Origin of the sequence: Haloferax sp. ATCC BAA-644, assembly GCF_000336975.1 — an archaeon.
GTDB lineage: Archaea > Halobacteriota > Halobacteria > Halobacteriales > Haloferacaceae > Haloferax > Haloferax volcanii.
On the sequence record NZ_AOLF01000002.1, the window covers coordinates 133,108 to 149,124 of the forward strand.

The following is a 16,017-nucleotide window of genomic DNA, read 5'->3' on the forward strand; positions in this document are numbered from 1 at the left end:
GCTACGTCCCGTCGTCGAGGGGCAGCGACTGGACGCCGTAACTGATTTCACAGAGATTCGGGCCGTCCGCGACCGACGTGAGCTGCAGTAGCTCGTCGCCGTGGCGCGAGGGCAGCAGCGGTGTCGTCCACCCGACGAACGCCCGACCGCCGAGGTCGCCCTCCGTCTCGAACGACAGCGGGGCGTCGACCGCCTCCCAGTCGCCGCTCCCGTCGAGGTTCGAGTTCGCGAGCACGACCTCGCCGTTCCCCTCCGCGAGGTCGCGGTTCCCGTCGACGAGCTGTTTTCCGGACACGAGTATCGTTCCGTCTTTGCCGCCGGCCCGCGTCCACGTCACGTACGGGCCGTTGATGAACCGCCGACCGTCGGCCGTCGAGACGAGGGTCCCCACGTCCGTCGGGTCGCCCCAGTCGCGCCCGTCGGGCGAGGTCTTGACGTGGACCTCGCCGTACAGGTAGTCCGGCCCGATGACCTCGTAGCTCATCATGTACGTGCCGTTGGGGAGCGGGGTGACGGTGGGCATCCCCGGGCGCGTCGTCTCGTCCGGGACGGCCGCGACGAACTGCTCGTCGCCCCACGACTGGCCGCCGTCCTCCGAGGCCTTGTACGCGACCAACTGATTGTAGTCGTCGTCGCTCCCCATCCGCTCGTCGGCGAAGTAACAGACGAGGGTTCCGTCGTCGTCCAGCCCCAGTTCCGGCTCCCAGACGGGGCTGTTTCCGTCGTACGGGACGGCTTTGCCGCCCGTGACGACGGTGCTCACGAACTCCCAGGACTCCCCGCGGTCGGTGCTGGCGTACAGGTCGATACTCGTCTCACCGAGTTCGCCGACCTCACCTTCGGGAACGTCTTCGGGGTCGTCGAGGATCGGAATGGAGTTCCCGGCGGCGAGGACCGTCCCGGCCGGCCACGGACCGACGGCGTGCGGGAGTTCGAACAGGGTCGGCTGATATCGAAGCCCCCAGTCCTTCCCGCTCGTGTCGTGAATCTCGGAGAACTTCGACCAGGTCTCTCCCCCGTCGGTGCTTCGGTAGACGGGGAAGTACGGCTCCGACCCGCCGCTCATCGACGGATAGTACTCGAACGTCGCGAGCAACTGCTTCTCGCCGCCCTTCCCCGACCCGTGTTTCAGTCGCGTGACGCGGGGATACAGCGACCCGGGAGCGGGCGCGCCCGACGGGGGCGAGTACAGCGTCCCTTCGACGTCTGTTTGTTCGTCGTCGCGTCCGCGGCCCGCGATAACGCCGGTTGACCCGACTGCTGCGACCCCGGCAGCGCCGACCGCGGCGAGGTACTTCCGGCGGCTGTGCTGGCGGCTCGAATTGCGTTCGCTCATGACGCAGCCGCATGTTAACACGGGACTACAATAACTGTACCCCCGCTGTCAGCTCAAAATAGAACGGTGGCGGCGCGGTTACTCGGTCAGCGTCAGACCGACGACGGACGCCGGCGGCGCGTCGAACGTGACCGTGCCGTCGCCCTCGTCGGTGACGTCCAAGACATCGGCTTCGAACGACTCGGCGTTCTCCTTCGTCGAGTACTCTCGGATGTCGTTCCCCTCGAACAGGACGGTGGCCGAGGACACCGAGTACGCCGACGACCCGACGTCGACGGTGAGCGTCTCCGGTTCGTCGTGGCGGCGGTTCGAGGCCGTGACGAACAGTTCACCGTCGCCCTCAGAGGCCGACGCCGAGACCATCGGTACGTCGTTTTCTTCGCCTTCGATAGTGCGCTGTTCCGTGTCGACGCTCGTTTCGAGCGCCGTCCGGCCGACGTGGTTCTCGTACAGGTCGAAGACGCGATAGGTCGGCGTCCGCCACGCGTCCTCTTCGTCGGTCTGGACGAGACACTGCAAGACGTTGACGAGCTGTGCGATGTTCGCCATCGAGACGACATCGGCCCGCTCGTGGATGAGGTCGAGGACGCCGGCGGTCGTCAGCGCGTCCCGAACCGTGTTCTCCTGCTCCAGTCCGTTGTCGCTCCGCGCCTCCGGATGCCACACGCCCCACTCGTCGACGATGATGCCGATTTCGTCCTCCGGGACGTGCTTCGAGATGGTCTCGGCCGCCCGGTCGATGTCCCCGCCGACCTTCTGTGCGCGCGCGAAGATCTTGTAGTACTGCTCGTCGGTGAAGTCGGTGTCACCGCCCGCCTGATAGTAGCGGTGGACCGAGAAGTGGTCCATCAGGTTGAACGGCGACCCCATGCCGAGGAACGAGCCCGGACCGTACTCCATGCCGCCGTTGAGGCTGTCGAAGAAGACCTTGTTCCAGTCGTCCGTGAGGTGTCCGCACGCGATGAACTCCGTCGACTCCTCGTTCATCAGCTTGTCGAAGCCGTTGAAGTAGTTCGCGAACCGGCGGTACTCGTCGGCGTACTCGTCGGGTGCGAACCGGCCGCCACAGCCCCAGTTTTCGTTCCCGATGCCCCAGTACTTCACCCCGTACGGCTCTTCTTGGCCGTTCTCTCGCCGTCTGTTAGCGAGTTCCGTGTCGCCGCCGTAGTTGCAGTATTCGATCCAGTCGAGCGCCTCCTGGGGCGTCGACGACCCGACGTTGACCGCGATGTACGGGTCGGTATCGAGGAGTTGGCAGAGGCGGAGGAACTCGTCCGTCCCGAACTCGTTGGACTCCTCGGGGATGTTTTCGCGCCCCTGGGTCCACCACAGATTCCGCCGTCGGGGACGCTCGTCGCGCGGGCCGACGCCGTCTTCCCAGTGATAGTCGTCGGCGAAACAGCCACCCGGCCAGCGAAGCACCGGCATGTTCAGTCCGCGGAGCAGCGAGACGGTGTCCATTCGGATTCCGTCTTCGGTCTCGACTCTGTCGTCGTCACCGACCCAGAGACCTCCGTAGATACAGCGTCCGAGGTGTTCGGCGAAGTGGCCGTAGATGTTCTCCGAGATACGGTCTATCGGCTCGTGACTGCTAACGCGTACTTCACTCTGCATACGTTTTCCCATCAGTACCCGGTTAGATAACTATTGTGCCTTGTTCCCTGCTTGCACGAGATGCGCTGTGGAACCGTCCGGATAAGCGATGAACCCGCGTCGAGCGTTGGTAGCGCAAGTCGGTGAGAGACACGTTCGGTGCAACCTCACGAAGGTTCCCTATTTCAGAACTATCTAATGTCGTTCCACGAATTACAATTACAAAGATAAATATGTAATCTCCATGGCGCCCAAAGTGGATACGCTCCGAAACCGGTCTTCTCGGCCGGTTTCGAGGAACCCAACGTGTTGTTCCAGCATAGTGAATAGCGGCAAATAACCGGGACCCATCGTCGCGGATGAGTAGTTCGACGACAGTCGTCGTTCTCGGAGTCGTCCAGCGGATTCCTCGCGAAATCTATCCTCACCGAGCGACGAGCCGACGCGAGATACGAGCCGTTCACGGGACCTCGCGGAGACGTTCAGAGGTTGGACGCACCGGGAATCCACAGGGACTCGTCGATGTCGATAGCGCATCCGCGCTCGCGAAAACCGTAGCTCGGTCACGCAGCCGTCTCCAGACTGTAACGCAGATGGTTTCTGGAGCGCTGTCAGGCGGTTGGGGTCGGGCTTTTGTCCGTGGAGAGCGTTTTGGCCGACTCAAGGACGCGACACGCGTACGTTTCAATTCACATATCGGGGGAGAGGGCCCCGTGTTTCTGGTATCGAGAACAGCAGACCGGATGGGGCAAACGTGACAGAGCCGTCATCGTGAACTCAGGTGAGTCAGGTGACCAACTGGTCTGCGACCGGTCGGTTGCACGCGCGCACAGGGGTTCTCTCGGTATAGCGTCCGTGCTGGAACCGGCACGACGTTCCAAAAAATGATGGCAGCGGGTGGTGTGCTGAGCTCGACGTGGGAGTGCCGTCAGGTGTTCATGAGCTTCGGTCGGGACAGACCGACTCTGCGCATATCACCACGTCTGTGACATGACTGATACGGTAGTCTCTTGGTCGGTTGCGCTATCGACCATATGGCTTGACGACTGAATTCGACATTAATTTTTTCGTCTCTGCAAATATTAATATCGGGACTGAACGCAACTGCTCTTCGAGCGATACGACAATCGTCGTGGTAAGGGTTAAGTGACTATCGAATGGTTACACGAAACGCATGCGTTGCCCAAAGTGCAGTCACAGTCTCGCCATCTACGATTCGTTTTACGACATCGCCTTCGTCTGCGACTCGTGTGGATACGTCCTTCCGCGGGGAGCAGATTGAACAGACAGCCGAACCGATAACCGACCAACCACACCGCTTAGCTGAATCGCGGCCGCGGACCGCAGTGTCGGAAGAGGAGTCACAACGATGTGTGAACACAATCTCGGAGGATAATTTTGCTGCGTGACTTATTTGCAGCGTCGGTACGGAAAATCAGCCGCTTAATAGAGAAGATGTACGGGCATTCATCTTCTAACGCTAGCGAATGCCTTGTTCAAAATCGGAGTGATAACCATAAATCCGATGAAGATTGCAATAATGTAGAAGATGAACTCGACACCAATCGTGACTGGGTCGGCAATATCGCCAGTGTAGGTGTTGTAGATTGTGAATATGGTCGCAGCAACTACGGCGTTTGGAAGGTAATCGGAGACCAACTTTCGTAACTCCATATCCGAACTCGTCGATGAATCCCCAAATTCGCATCGGTTAGGACGTAGTTGCCAGAGAATGGACACGGGTAGTATGCACCCGACACTACGCAGCTAATACACTCCAGATAGCGCTGCAAGTAAGCAACGCATCAAACCGATTCCCCTAATGAGAAGGGGGAAGAATCGCTCAGTGCAAACTAAAACCCGCTACAAACGGTTCGAGAGTCCATATCCGCTCGATTTACTCGTGAACCCGCTGTGTAGCCAGTCGGTACCTTCTCTTGAGTATGAGGGAGGGAGACCAGAGCAAGAACGAACACCAGAGTTCCCCTAATAGAGATACAAACGGATGGTCACCTACACGCCCCGAATGACCGATACGTCCGCTATCTCGCTTGTATGTAACAGCCTCGCTGTTCAGTTCTGACGTGAGACGCCGGTTCCAGAACTATCCTCCGAAACTGTGAGTGAAGCGAGGAATAGATATAGCAACATACGATGTATAGGCGTTTTCGAGCCTCGCCCGCGGGCCGAAACGGCGTACAGACAGGAGTTCCGTCACAGGCACGCGGGGCACTCAGTTCACTCCGGAGAGGAGTACAGCGAAACGTAGCGCCCTCGCGGGTCAGTCGTCGCCGCGTGCGGCGCTCCCAGCGCCGGCGTCCGGGGTCCGCAGCACGTCCGGGTCGGCGTCCGGGCCGAGCGATTCGACGCGCACGCTCGACACTTTGAACTCCGGAATACCGGCCTGCGGGTCGAAAACTTCCTGCGTGAGTTTGTTGACCGCACCGGCCGCGAAGTGCATCGGGATGAACAGCGTCCCGTCGCCGACGCGGTCGGTCACGGTCGCCTTGACGACGATGTCGCCACGGCGGGACTCGACCCTGACGTACCCGCCGTCCGAAACGTCGAGTTCCGCGGCGGTCGTCGGGTTGATTTCGATGAAGCTCTCGCCGACGTGGCTCATGAGGCCCTCGACGCGTCGGGTAATCTGTCCGGTGTGCCAGTGGTAGAGAACCCGCCCGGACGTGAGCGTGAGGGGGTACTCCTCGTCGGGGAGTTCGCCGGGGTGGCCGCCGTCCGCCGGCACGAAGCGGGCCAGTCCGTCGTCGAAGTTGAAGTTCCCCCCCTCGTAGTCGTAGAGATACGGCGTACCGGGGTGGTCGTCGTCCCAGCACGGCCACTGGAGTCCGTGCTCGTCGCCCGAGTCGAGTCGCTCGTAGCTGACGCCGCCGTAGATGGGCGTCAACTCGCTAATCTCGTCCATGACTTCCCGCGGGTGGTCGTAGCCCCAGTCGTAGCCCAGTCTGGCCGCCAGCTCCTGCGTGATTTCCCAGTCCTGACGCGCCTTTCCCGGCGGCTCCGCGGACGCTCGAACCCGCTGGACCCGACGCTCGGTGTTGGTGAACGTGCCGTGTTTCTCCGGGGAGGTCGCCGCCGGCAACACCACGTCCGCGTGCTCTGCGGTCTCCGTCATGAAGATGTCCTGTACGACGAGGAAGTCCAGGCTATCGAGCGCCTCGCCGGCGTGCTGGATGTCCGGCTCCGAGAGCGCGGGGTTCTCCCCGACGATGTACATCCCGCGGAGATTGCCTTCGTGGGCCTCGCTGAGCATCTCCGGCACTTTGAGCCCGGGCTCTGCCGGCGGACGTTCGCCCCACACCTCGGCGAACTTCTCGCCGACCTCGTCGTCGGCCGGGTCCTGGTATCCGGGGAGGCTCCCGGGCAGGGTCCCCATGTCGCCGCCGCCGCCCTGCACGTTGTTCTGGCCCCGGAAGGGCGACAGTCCGGCGCCCGGCTTCCCGACCTGCCCGAGCGTGAGCGCGAGGTCGGCCATCGCGAGGAGGTTCTCCGTGCCGTGGCTGGACTGGGTCATGCCCATCGCCCAGCCGAAGACGACGTTCTCGGCGGCGGCGAGCGTCTCGGCGGCCGATTCGAGTTCGTCGGGCGAGACGCCGGCCAGTTCCTCGACTTTCTCGGGGGTGAACGCCTGGACCTTCTGTTTGACCTCCGCGAACCCTTTCGTATTCCGTTCGATAAACGCCTCGTCATGCAGGTCGTGCTCGATGAGGTAGCGGATGAGGCCGTTGAGCCACGCCACGTCGTAGCCGGGCGTCGTTCTCGTGTACTGGTCGGCGTGCTCGGCGATGCCGATTTTCCGGGGGTCGAACACCACGAGGTCGGCCCCGTCGCGGACGTTCTGCTTGATGCGAGTCGCCAACACCGGATGCGACTCGGTCGTGTTCGACCCGCTGATGAGGTAGGCGTCGGCCTCGCCGATGTCCTCGTTGATGCGGTTCGTCATCGCCCCGTAGCCGAGCGTCTGTTGGAGCGCCGCCACCGTCGACGAGTGACAGAGCCGGGCGCAGTTGTCGATGTTCTTCGTGCCGAGCACCTGCCGCGCGAACTTCTGGACGAGATATGCCTCCTCGTTGCTCCCCTTCGACGACGCGAGGCAACTGACCGCGTCGACGCCGTGTTCGTCCTGAATCTCTCGGAGTCGCCCGGCGACGTAGTCGAGGGCTTCGTCCCACGACGCCGTCTCGAACTCGCCGTTCTCGTTTCGAATCAGTGGCTTCGTGAGCCGGTTTTCGCTGTTGGCGAACTCGTGGCCGAACTTCCCTTTCACGCACGTCGAGAAGTTGTTCGCCGGGGCGTTGTCCGGGTCGTCGACGGGCTGGACGCCGATGGCGTTGCCGTCTTTGCCCCACATCTCGAACCGGCAGCCGACCGCGCAGAACCCGCAGGTCGTCTCCGCTTTGTCGAGGTTGCCCAGCCGGTAGTCGCTGACGAGCGACGCGACATCGAACAGTCGGCCCTCCGGCAGCGTCCGCGCCGCGAGGTTCTCGGCGGTGTGTTCGCCCGCGAGCATGGCCTTCCGGCCGTATGTTTCGAGGAGGTCGGACGCTCGGCGCTTGCTCTGGGCCATGTATCGGGCGACGCCGCTCCGTTTCTCCCGTCCCGCCTGTCGCGCCTCGGCTTCGCCCCCAGCGGTCCCAGAACTGCCGGGGTCCGGCGAGCGGTTCGGTGCCGTCGTGTCGTCGAGGGTTTCGACCGCCTCGTGTTCGATGACTCGCCCGACGGAGTTCCGCTGCGTGAACCCCGGAAGCGGGAGCGTCCCCGCGCCGCCGATATCCTTCTCGGTCAGCGCGCCGGTCGGACAGACCGTGGCGCAGTGTCCGCAGGAGACGCAGTCGGAGTCGGCCATCGTCTCGGCGTCGGACTGGAAGCCGATGCGGGTGTCCGGTCCCGAGCCCTCGATGCGGAGGACGCCTTCGACCTGCACGTCGTTACAGCCCTCGACGCACCGGTTACAGAGGATGCACTTGTTGCGGTCGATTTGGATGAACGAGGAGCTGTCGTCGAGCGGTTCGTACTCGCTTCGGTCGTCGAAGACGCCGTAGCGCGGGTGGTCGACCCCCTCGTTGATGGCCGTCTCTTGGAGTTCACACCGCCCGTTCCCGTTACAGGTCGTACAGCGCAGGTTGTGGTTGGAGAGGACGAGGTCGAGGTTGACGCTCCGGGATTCCTCGGCGGCGGACGTGTCGGTCTCGACCGTCAGCCCGTCGGTAGCCGGGAACGAACAGGAGGGGATGACCCCGTGTTCGTCGGTCTCGACCATGCAGGTTCGACACTCGCTCCGAGGGCCGATTTCGTCGCTCGCATCGCCCTCGCGGTCGTAGTAGCAGAGCGCCGGAACGTCGGCGTCCTCGTCGAGGCTGTCGGCACCGGGGTCCACGCTCACGACCTCGTCGTCGACGGCTTGCATGGCGTCGATGACGGTCGACCCCGGCGGGACGGTGACCCGTGTGCCGTTGACGCTGAGTGTCGTCGGGGCCTCGCCGTCGGTTCCGACGGGCGGGTCGTTCGCGGTCCCGGTCTCGAACTCCGCCGTGACCGGCGTCTCGTGCTGCGGGTCGTCCAACTCTGGAACGCCCGGAAGTGGGTCGTCAGTGCTCATAGTTTGTCAGAACAGGTGCCGCTCGGACAGCGGCCGTCGGCGTGTGCTTCGAAACTCGATTCGAACTCGTCCATCGCGGTCAGCACCGGACGCGGTGCATGAGCGCCAAGCAGGCAGTTGCTCGACCGGGACATGACCCGACCGAGTTCGCGAATCTTCTCCCGGTCGAACGAGCCTCGGTAGACCGCTCGCAGCAGTTCGGTGAGTTGGACGGTTCCCTCCCGTCCCGGTACGCACCGCCCGCTGTTGGCTTCCGAGGCGAAGCGCGCCCGCTCTCCGGCAGTCGCGACCGCACACCGCTCGTCGTTCAACAGTTCGACGACGCCTTCCGTTCCGAGGCCGGCCGCGGTCAGTTCGGCCGCGGTCGGGGTGATGTCCAACGTCCGGGTGAGACCGCCGAACACCCCGCCGACGCAGGCCATCTTGAACGACCCCTCCAGTTCGACGGCGTTCCGAGCCGTCGAGAGGAGGGCGTCCGAGCCGACCTCTATCGTCGCGGGCGCGGCTACGTCGCCGGTGACGGTCAGGAGTCGCGTCGTCGATGCGGCGTCTCTATCGGTGCCCTCTGGGTCCGCGAGCGCGAGCCGTACCCGGGCGAAGGTCCGCGGCGTGTGGATGACCGTCGGGCGACCGTAGAGCCCGTACTCGGCCGGCGTCGGCGGCTGGAGACGGGGCTCGATTCTGTCCGCCCCCTCTATCGCTTCCAGCGCCGCCGTCGGTTCGCCGGCGCGGTACTCGTCGGGACCGGTGGCGACGACCGGCACGACCGGGAGTTCGTCCGCGGCGGCGTCGATAGCCTCCCGAAGACGCGCTCGGAGTTCGGTGTCGGTCTCGGCGACGTGGATGACCGCGTCGGTCGTGCCGAGATACTCGGCGACGGCCGCCACGCCGTCGAGCACCGACATCGGTGACCCGGCGAGGAGCGTTCGGTCCGCGCGCTGGCGGTCGTCCGCGTCGTTCGCGTTCACGACGACGACCGGGTCGCCGTCGGTTTCTCGCGCGCGTCGCCAGGCGTCTGCGGCCGGTTCGTCGGCGGCGGCGTCGCATCTACCTCGACCGACCAGCCCGGCGTCCGCGACGGCGCTCGCGTCCCTATCGAGCGAGTGAAACTGATACGCTGTCGGGTCCAGCGGGTCGAGCCACCCGCAGGGGCCGAGGACGCGCCGCGTTCCCACCGCGAGCGGCCCGTCGGTCGGAACTGGCAGCGTCGTCCGCTCGGCGTCGTGGTCGACGACTGCCGCAGCACCGTCCGTCGGTAACTCCCCGTCTTCCATAGCGGTGACGAGGTCTCGGACTCTCGATGTCTCCGGGGTCGGGAAGAACGCGGTCCGCCCCGCGTCGGTCGCGAGAACCAACGGGTCGTACTCGCTGATTCCGGTGGGTCCCGTTCGGAGGACCGTGACGGAGTCGGCGGTGCTACGTGCGGCGCTCAACACACGCGCTCCGCGCTCCGTCCGGCCGGCTCCCGAGACCCGGAGTACCGGCGACCGGACCGCGTTTCCTGTGCGACTCATTCTCACAGATGAAGAGACACGGCGGGGTTAAAAAATCACCCCAACCCACTCGCCTCGGAGTGCGATTTCGAGGCGTTCGGGAAGCCGAACACGAAGTCGGTGCGAGCGCGAGTGGGCGGGGAGACGGGTGACCGCTCCAGACGGGACAGCGAGCGGAGCAAAGAGCTAAGGCGGCGACGCGTCGTCTACCGTGATGATGACGAACCCACGGTTCGACGACGTGCGAGCGAAGGCGGCCGACGCGACTCGCGAAGACGACATCCAGTCCGTGTACACCGGACTCGTCCACGACGACGGTCGACAGGAGTACTACTTCGCCAACGACACCGAGGAGGCGTCGGAGTTACGCGAGACGGCGGCCGTCCAACTCGGAATGTTGGTTCGCGTCCTCGCGGACCGCTCCGAGAGCGACATCGAGGAGATTACCGACCTCGCGGCCGAGCGAGCCGAGAATATGCGATTGGAGTAGCTATCGGCCGCGACACCCGCTGCTCGGAAACGCGCGCTCGTCGAGACGTGTCGGCTCGAAAAATACCGGGCGCGTCGGGGTCCGTCGAGCGCCCGTCAGAGGTCAGCGGCGTGTCGCCTACTCGGTCACCGCGACCGCTTCGATTTCTATCGCGGCTCCTTTCGGCACGTTGCCGACTTCGACCGCGCTCCGAGCCGGCGGGTCTTCGTCGAAGAACTCGCCGTACACCTCGTTGAACTCCTCGAAGTCGTCGATGTCGTCGAGGAAGACTGTCGTTTTGAGCACGTCGTCCAAGGACGCATCCTCGGCGGCGAGAATCGCCGCCACGTTTTCGAGACACTGCGTCGTCTGGTCACCGACTGAGGCGTCGTCGAGTAGCTCACCGTCGGGCGTCAGCGGGAGCTGTCCCGCGGTGAGAAGTAGTTCGCCGTTCGTCGTCGCTTGACTGTACGCGCCAACAGCCGCCGGAGCGTCCGAAGTGCTAATCGTGCGCTTCATAGCCGGACCTTCCGGACGGTTCCTATTAAATCCAGTTCGGGGACGGAAGCCGCCACACGTCGTGTAAGAAATCGGAGCGTTTGTGGAATGTCTCGGCGCACGCGTGAGTTGACGACGACCGCTCGGCGGCCGGGGAGTGGTACGTCACCGGACGGTCCGGCAGGGAGCGCCGAGCGTGGCCGGGACCGCCGACTGCGATGCGGAACCGGGTCGTTCGGGCGTGTTCCCTAGAGAGTACGACGTGAGAGAACACAGATAGTAATCTATCTGGTCGTTTGAGAATGCGCTACACCACTCTACCCGACCGTAACGTGTCAGATTGTGTCGAAATAGAGCCCACCCGAACTATAAATAGTGACTGTTCGCAGATGTCGAGTGGAGTCCACACAATGTCTATGGACGCAGTCGTCTACAAAGGCGAACGAGAGGTCGCAGTCGAAGCGGTCGAAGAGCCCCGGATTCAGCACCCGAACGACGTCGTCATCGACATCACGACGACCTGCATCTGCGGGTCCGACCTGCACATGTACGAGGGGCGGACGGCCGCGGAGCCGGGAATCGTGTTCGGCCACGAGAATATGGGTATCGTCAAAGAGGTCGGCGATGCCGTCAGCAGTCTCGAAGTGGGCGACCGCGTCGTCGCGCCGTTCAACGTCGCCTGTGGCTTCTGTGAGAACTGTGAGAACGGCTACACCGGCTTCTGTACGAACGTGAATCCGGGCTTCGCCGGGGGAGCGTACGGCTACGTCGCCATGGGCCCCTATCAGGGAGGACAAGCCGAGAAGCTCCGCATTCCGTACGCCGACTTCAACGCGCTCAAACTGCCGGACGGGCGGGAACACGAGGACTCGTTCGCGCTGCTCGCGGACATCTTCCCGACGGGCTGGCACGGCACGGAACTCGCCAACCTCGAATCCGGTGATTCCGTCGCTATCTACGGGGCGGGTCCGGTCGGCCTGATGGCCGCTTACAGCGCCAAACTCAAGGGCGCGGCCGAGATTTACGTCGTCGACCGCGTTCCGAGTCGCCTCGCGCTCGCCGAGGAACACTGTGACGCCACGCCCATCAACTTCGAGGAGGGCGACCCCGTCGAACAGATCAAAGAGATTCACGGCGGCGGCGTCGACAAAGGCGTCGACGCGGTCGGCTACCAGGCTATCGACCCGGACAAGGAAGCCGACTCCGCGTACGACCCCGCCCGGGAAAACCCGGCCGTCGTCATCAACAACCTCATTCGGACGGTCCGGCCGACCGGCGAACTCGGTATCCCCGGTCTCTACGTGCCCGACGACCCCGGCGCGCCCGACGAGATGGCCGCGCAGGGTCGCCTCGGCATCGACTTCGGCCTCCTGTTCGAGAAGGGGCAAGCCCTCGGCACCGGCCAGTGTAACGTCAAGGAGTACAACCGTAAGCTCCGCGACATGATAATCGAGGGCCGCGCCGACCCGAGTTGGGTCGTCTCCCACCGCGTCGGTCTCGAAGACGCGCCCGAGATGTACGAGCAGTTCGACAACCGCGAAGAGGGCGTCACCAAGGTCCTGCTGGAACCCTAGGACCGGGAGTAGCGGAGCCTCCCAACTCGGTTCCCACCGATACTCCTTTGCCGGTTTGCCCGGTATCCCGTTCTATGTGTCAGTACTGCAGTTACCGGTACCACGACGGCTGGACGCAGTTGTTGGAGTACGACGAGGTGTATCAGACGGTCATCGGCGGTGAGTCGGAGTCGACCTACGGCTTCCACGAATCGTGGGACGAACTCCGAGACGAGGTCGACTTCGGCACGGCTTAATCAGGCAGACTCGCGGGGAAACGGGTCGTCGGGGTACGTCTCCCCTCGTTCGTCCGTCGTCGCCAAACACTCGTCGAGTTCTCGGGTTACTGCGTCTTCGTCGAGGTCGCGGCCGATGAACACGAGTCGCGTCTGGGGGGCATCGCCTCCCCACCGACCGATGGGGCCGGCCTGCACCGACGGCCCCGCCTGACTCACGCCAAGAACCGTCTCGGGACGACTCGCGACCCACGCGAACCCCTTCGCGCGGACGACGTTCCCCCGCCAGTCGTCGAGCCACGCGTCGAGTCGGTGCGGATGGAACGGACGGTCTCGACGGTAGACGAAGGACTCGACGCCGTGGGCCGTCGCTGCCGAGACGCCCCCGTCGTGGGTATGGTCGTGGTCGTGGCCGTGGTCCGTCTCGACCCCGTCGCTCGCGAGGGCCTGCTTCCAACCCTGATGGCGCTTCGCCGCCTCGAAATCGAAGCGCCCCGTGTCGAGAACCCGCGTCGGGTCGACTTCGCTGTACGTCGTCCGGTGGATGTTCGCGCGAGGCTGGAGTTCTCGAATCTCCGCTTCGACGGCGTCCAAGGCATCGTCGGGGACCATATCGCACTTGTTCAGCAACAGCACGTCACAGAACTCGACTTGCTCGACGAGCACCTCCGTCAACGGGCGCTCCGGGTCGGGGGCGGCGTCCGGAAGCGATTCCGCCGGGTCGAACGCCTTCCAAAACCCGTAAGCGTCGATGACCGAGACCGTGGTGTCCAACCGGAGGTGGTCCGGCAGACCGCCCTCGCTCGAGTCGTCCGTCAGCGCCCGCGCAATCGGGAGCGGTTCGCTGATTCCCGAGGCCTCGATGAGGAGGTAGTCGAACGAGCGGTTCTCCGCCAGCCGCGTCACTTCGGTCACGAGGTCGTCCTGAAGCCGACAGCAGATACACCCGTTCGAGAGGTCGATAACCCCGTCGTCCGATTCGGACGCGACTAACTCCGCGTCGACGTTCAGTTCGCCCATGTCGTTGACGACGACGGCTATCTCCCCGCCACCGGGGTCGTTCAGGAGTCGGTTGACCAGCGTCGTTTTCCCCGCGCCGAGCGGACCGCTGACGACCGTAATCGGTATTTCCGTTGTAGACATGTCGATGCTGTGTGACGCCTCGCGGGTGGTCGTAATGAAGACTGGGTCGGTCGGCCCACACGGGAGACAGAACCCGCCGTGCTCCGGACTCCCGCCGGGAAAACATAAAATGTATCTTAGTTGTCATGTATGGATTCCCGTCTGTTCGCGTCGGGCACCGCGAACCGCCGAGCGAACCGAAGAGTACGGCTTTGGCGGAGGCGTTCGCGCCGCCGCACTCGCTCGGTGGTCCGCGAGAACGGTACATCTTTTTGGTCGCCGGTGCTGACGAACGACCAGATGGCTCCTCCAATCGCTGACCGACTCCTCCGGGTCGACTTGTCCGCCGGCTCGGTCGAGAGCGCGCCGATTCCGGACGAGTGGCGACGGCGATACGTCGGCGGCAAAGGGTTGGGTGCCCGCTATCTCTACGACGAACTCGACGCCGGCGTCGACCCGCTCGGTGAGGAGAACGCGATGCTGTTCATGCTCGGCCCGCTTTCGGGCTATCTCCCGGGCGATTCGAGATACGCCGCCATCACGAAATCCCCGCTGACGGGGTGTTTTCTCGATTCGTACGCGGGCGGCGAGTTCCCCGACTCCTTGGCCGGCGCGCTCGGGTCGCACATGGGCCTGCTCGTGACGGGTGTCGCGTCCGAACCCGTTCGCCTCGTCGTCGAAGACGGGGACGCGACAATCGAACCCGCCGAGACGTGGGGGGCCGCGACGGTCGACACGGCGCAGGCGTTCCCGAACGCGGCTGTCGCGTGTATCGGCCCCGCGGGAGAACGACAGGTCGCTTACGCCACCATCGCCTCCGACGCCGGCGACCACCACGCGGGCCGCGGGGGAGCGGGAGCGGTGATGGGCTCGAAGCGACTGAAGGCCGTCGTCGCGCGGGGAGCCCCGCCTGACGCCGACGGGTTGGACGACCTGCGAGACGCCTACGCGGCGAAGTACCGAGAGACCGACACCGGGCGGTGGCTACGGGCCAGCGGGACCGTCGAGACGATCGATTTCGCGAACGAAATCGGCGCACTCTCGACGCGAGGCTGGAGCGACGGACAGTTCGAAGCGGCGGAGGAGTTGGGCATCGCGACAGTCGAAGACCGGGCCGTCGGCCGCGAACGCGCCGACACGGAGACTCCGGGTGGGTATCGTGTGGCCACGGAGGACGGCGACCACGTCCCGCGCGGTGCCACCGCGATGACGCTCGGAGCCGGACTCGACATCGACGACTTCGACGCCGTCGCAGTGTTGGGACAGACCTGCGACCGCCTCGGGATGGATCTCATTAGCGCCGGAAGCGCGGTCGCGTGGACGGTCAAGGCCAACGCCGCCGGCGTGCTCGACCGCTCGCTCTCGTTCGGTGAGCCCGATGGCGCGCGGGCCCTCTTACAGGAGATTGCGGAGCGCGAGTCGGAGCTCGGTGACGCGCTCGCGGACGGGGTCGAGGCGGCGGCGACGCGGTTCGGCGGGCGCGACCTCGTCCCCACGGTGAAGTCGATGGCGCTCCCGGCCTACGACCCGCGCGGCGCGCAGAGCATGGCGCTCGCGTACGCGACCAGCGACCGGGGTGCGTGCCATCGGCGGGCGCGACCCATCGAACGCGAGGTGTTCGACGGCGACTGGGGAGCCGACCGGACCGCGGCGGAGGTCACCCGCGAACAGGACCGGCGGTCGATGCTCTGGAGCCTCATCGCCGATGACTTTTTCGGCGACGCGCTCGACGACCTCGGCCGGGAGTGGCTCGAATCGGTCGGCCTCGACCCCGCCGGCGGACTCGCCACGACCGGCGAGCGGATTTGGAACGTGACGCGGCTGTTCAACGTCCGCGAAGGCATCTCGCGCGAGGACGATTCCCTCCCGGCCGCGCTCCAAGAGCCGCTCGAATCGGGGCCCCGGGCCGGTGCGACCGTCGACCGCGACGACTTCGATTCGATGCTCGACGCGTACTACCGCCGCCGCGGCTGGACCGACGACGGCGTACCGACGACGCAGACCATCGACCGCCTCGACCTGACTGCACTCACCGATGACTTCGACACCTTCGATGACTGAACACCGTACGAACGGCTGGACGGCGAACCGCGCGCGACT

The 16,017-nt window shown here is 64.7% G+C and carries 11 protein-coding genes; 4 read left to right on the top strand and 7 right to left on the bottom strand.

Translation table 11 applies throughout. The annotated features are described in order from the left end of the window. Window position 1 precedes the first annotated feature (1 nt). The 5 genes from C458_RS02080 to C458_RS02100 all read right to left on the bottom strand — a co-directional run bounded on the left by C458_RS02080 (window position 2) and on the right by C458_RS02100 (window position 9,982). Window positions 2–1,336, bottom strand: a complete 1,335-nt coding sequence (locus C458_RS02080; RefSeq protein ID WP_008572810.1) for a sialidase family protein — start codon at window positions 1,334–1,336, stop codon at window positions 2–4. Between the two features lie 78 nt (window positions 1,337–1,414). Continuing rightward, entirely contained in the window at window positions 1,415–2,950 is a 1,536-nt protein-coding gene (locus tag C458_RS02085; protein WP_008572811.1) for an alpha-N-arabinofuranosidase, read from the bottom strand. A 1,446-nt stretch (window positions 2,951–4,396) separates the two neighbouring features. Next, entirely contained in the window at window positions 4,397–4,603 is a 207-nt protein-coding gene (locus C458_RS02090; protein ID WP_008572813.1) for a hypothetical protein, read from the bottom strand. A 607-nt stretch (window positions 4,604–5,210) separates the two neighbouring features. Continuing rightward, on the bottom strand, window positions 5,211–8,546 hold the full coding sequence (gene fdhF, locus C458_RS02095) for a formate dehydrogenase subunit alpha (protein WP_049897128.1): 3,336 nt from the start codon (window positions 8,544–8,546) through the stop codon (window positions 5,211–5,213). After that, window positions 8,543–9,982 (bottom strand): NADH-ubiquinone oxidoreductase-F iron-sulfur binding region domain-containing protein, encoded by a 1,440-nt coding sequence (locus tag C458_RS02100; protein ID WP_008572817.1) that lies wholly within the window; start codon window positions 9,980–9,982, stop codon window positions 8,543–8,545. Before C458_RS02100 ends, fdhF begins: the two co-directional genes overlap by 4 nt. A gap of 271 nt (window positions 9,983–10,253) precedes the next feature. Here C458_RS02100 and C458_RS02105 point away from each other — a divergent pair, with 271 nt between their 5' ends. Then, entirely contained in the window at window positions 10,254–10,529 is a 276-nt protein-coding gene (locus tag C458_RS02105; RefSeq protein ID WP_004041298.1) for a hypothetical protein, read from the top strand. 117 nt (window positions 10,530–10,646) lie between these two features. Here the strand turns inward: C458_RS02105 and C458_RS02110 are convergent, their stop codons facing one another. Then, a complete protein-coding gene (locus C458_RS02110) occupies window positions 10,647–11,027 on the bottom strand; it encodes a Rid family detoxifying hydrolase (RefSeq protein ID WP_008572820.1) in 381 nt (126 codons plus the stop codon). A gap of 395 nt (window positions 11,028–11,422) precedes the next feature. Here C458_RS02110 and C458_RS02115 point away from each other — a divergent pair, with 395 nt between their 5' ends. Together C458_RS02115 and C458_RS18315 are read left to right on the top strand one after the other, a co-directional pair. Further along, entirely contained in the window at window positions 11,423–12,580 is a 1,158-nt protein-coding gene (locus C458_RS02115; RefSeq protein WP_008572822.1) for a glutathione-independent formaldehyde dehydrogenase, read from the top strand. 74 nt (window positions 12,581–12,654) lie between these two features. After that, window positions 12,655–12,816, top strand: coding sequence for a hypothetical protein (locus C458_RS18315; protein ID WP_008572824.1), 162 nt, complete (start codon window positions 12,655–12,657; stop codon window positions 12,814–12,816). Here C458_RS18315 and C458_RS02120 read toward each other — a convergent pair whose 3' ends face one another. Then, window positions 12,817–13,938, bottom strand: a complete 1,122-nt coding sequence (locus C458_RS02120) for a GTP-binding protein (protein WP_008572826.1) — start codon at window positions 13,936–13,938, stop codon at window positions 12,817–12,819. A gap of 279 nt (window positions 13,939–14,217) precedes the next feature. On the opposite strand from C458_RS02120, the gene C458_RS02125 reads away from it, so the two are divergent. Beyond that, entirely contained in the window at window positions 14,218–15,978 is a 1,761-nt protein-coding gene (locus C458_RS02125; protein ID WP_008578918.1) for an aldehyde ferredoxin oxidoreductase family protein, read from the top strand. The last annotated feature ends 39 nt before the right edge of the window (window positions 15,979–16,017 follow it).

Excerpts from the sequence above, each read along its gene's own strand:
- C458_RS02125 (WP_008578918.1), top strand. The coding sequence starts at position 14,218 with ATGGCTCCTCCAATCGCTGACCGACTCCTCCGGGTCGACTTGTCCGCC.
- C458_RS02110 (WP_008572820.1), bottom strand. The coding sequence starts at position 11,027 with ATGAAGCGCACGATTAGCACTTCGGACGCTCCGGCGGCTGTTGGCGCG.
- C458_RS02080 (WP_008572810.1), bottom strand. The coding sequence starts at position 1,336 with ATGAGCGAACGCAATTCGAGCCGCCAGCACAGCCGCCGGAAGTACCTC.
- C458_RS02120 (WP_008572826.1), bottom strand. The coding sequence starts at position 13,938 with ATGTCTACAACGGAAATACCGATTACGGTCGTCAGCGGTCCGCTCGGC.
- C458_RS18315 (WP_008572824.1), top strand. The coding sequence starts at position 12,655 with ATGTGTCAGTACTGCAGTTACCGGTACCACGACGGCTGGACGCAGTTG.
- C458_RS02090 (WP_008572813.1), bottom strand. The coding sequence starts at position 4,603 with ATGGAGTTACGAAAGTTGGTCTCCGATTACCTTCCAAACGCCGTAGTT.
- C458_RS02115 (WP_008572822.1), top strand. The coding sequence starts at position 11,423 with ATGGACGCAGTCGTCTACAAAGGCGAACGAGAGGTCGCAGTCGAAGCG.
- fdhF (WP_049897128.1), bottom strand. The coding sequence starts at position 8,546 with ATGAGCACTGACGACCCACTTCCGGGCGTTCCAGAGTTGGACGACCCG.
- C458_RS02085 (WP_008572811.1), bottom strand. The coding sequence starts at position 2,950 with ATGCAGAGTGAAGTACGCGTTAGCAGTCACGAGCCGATAGACCGTATC.
- C458_RS02105 (WP_004041298.1), top strand. The coding sequence starts at position 10,254 with ATGATGACGAACCCACGGTTCGACGACGTGCGAGCGAAGGCGGCCGAC.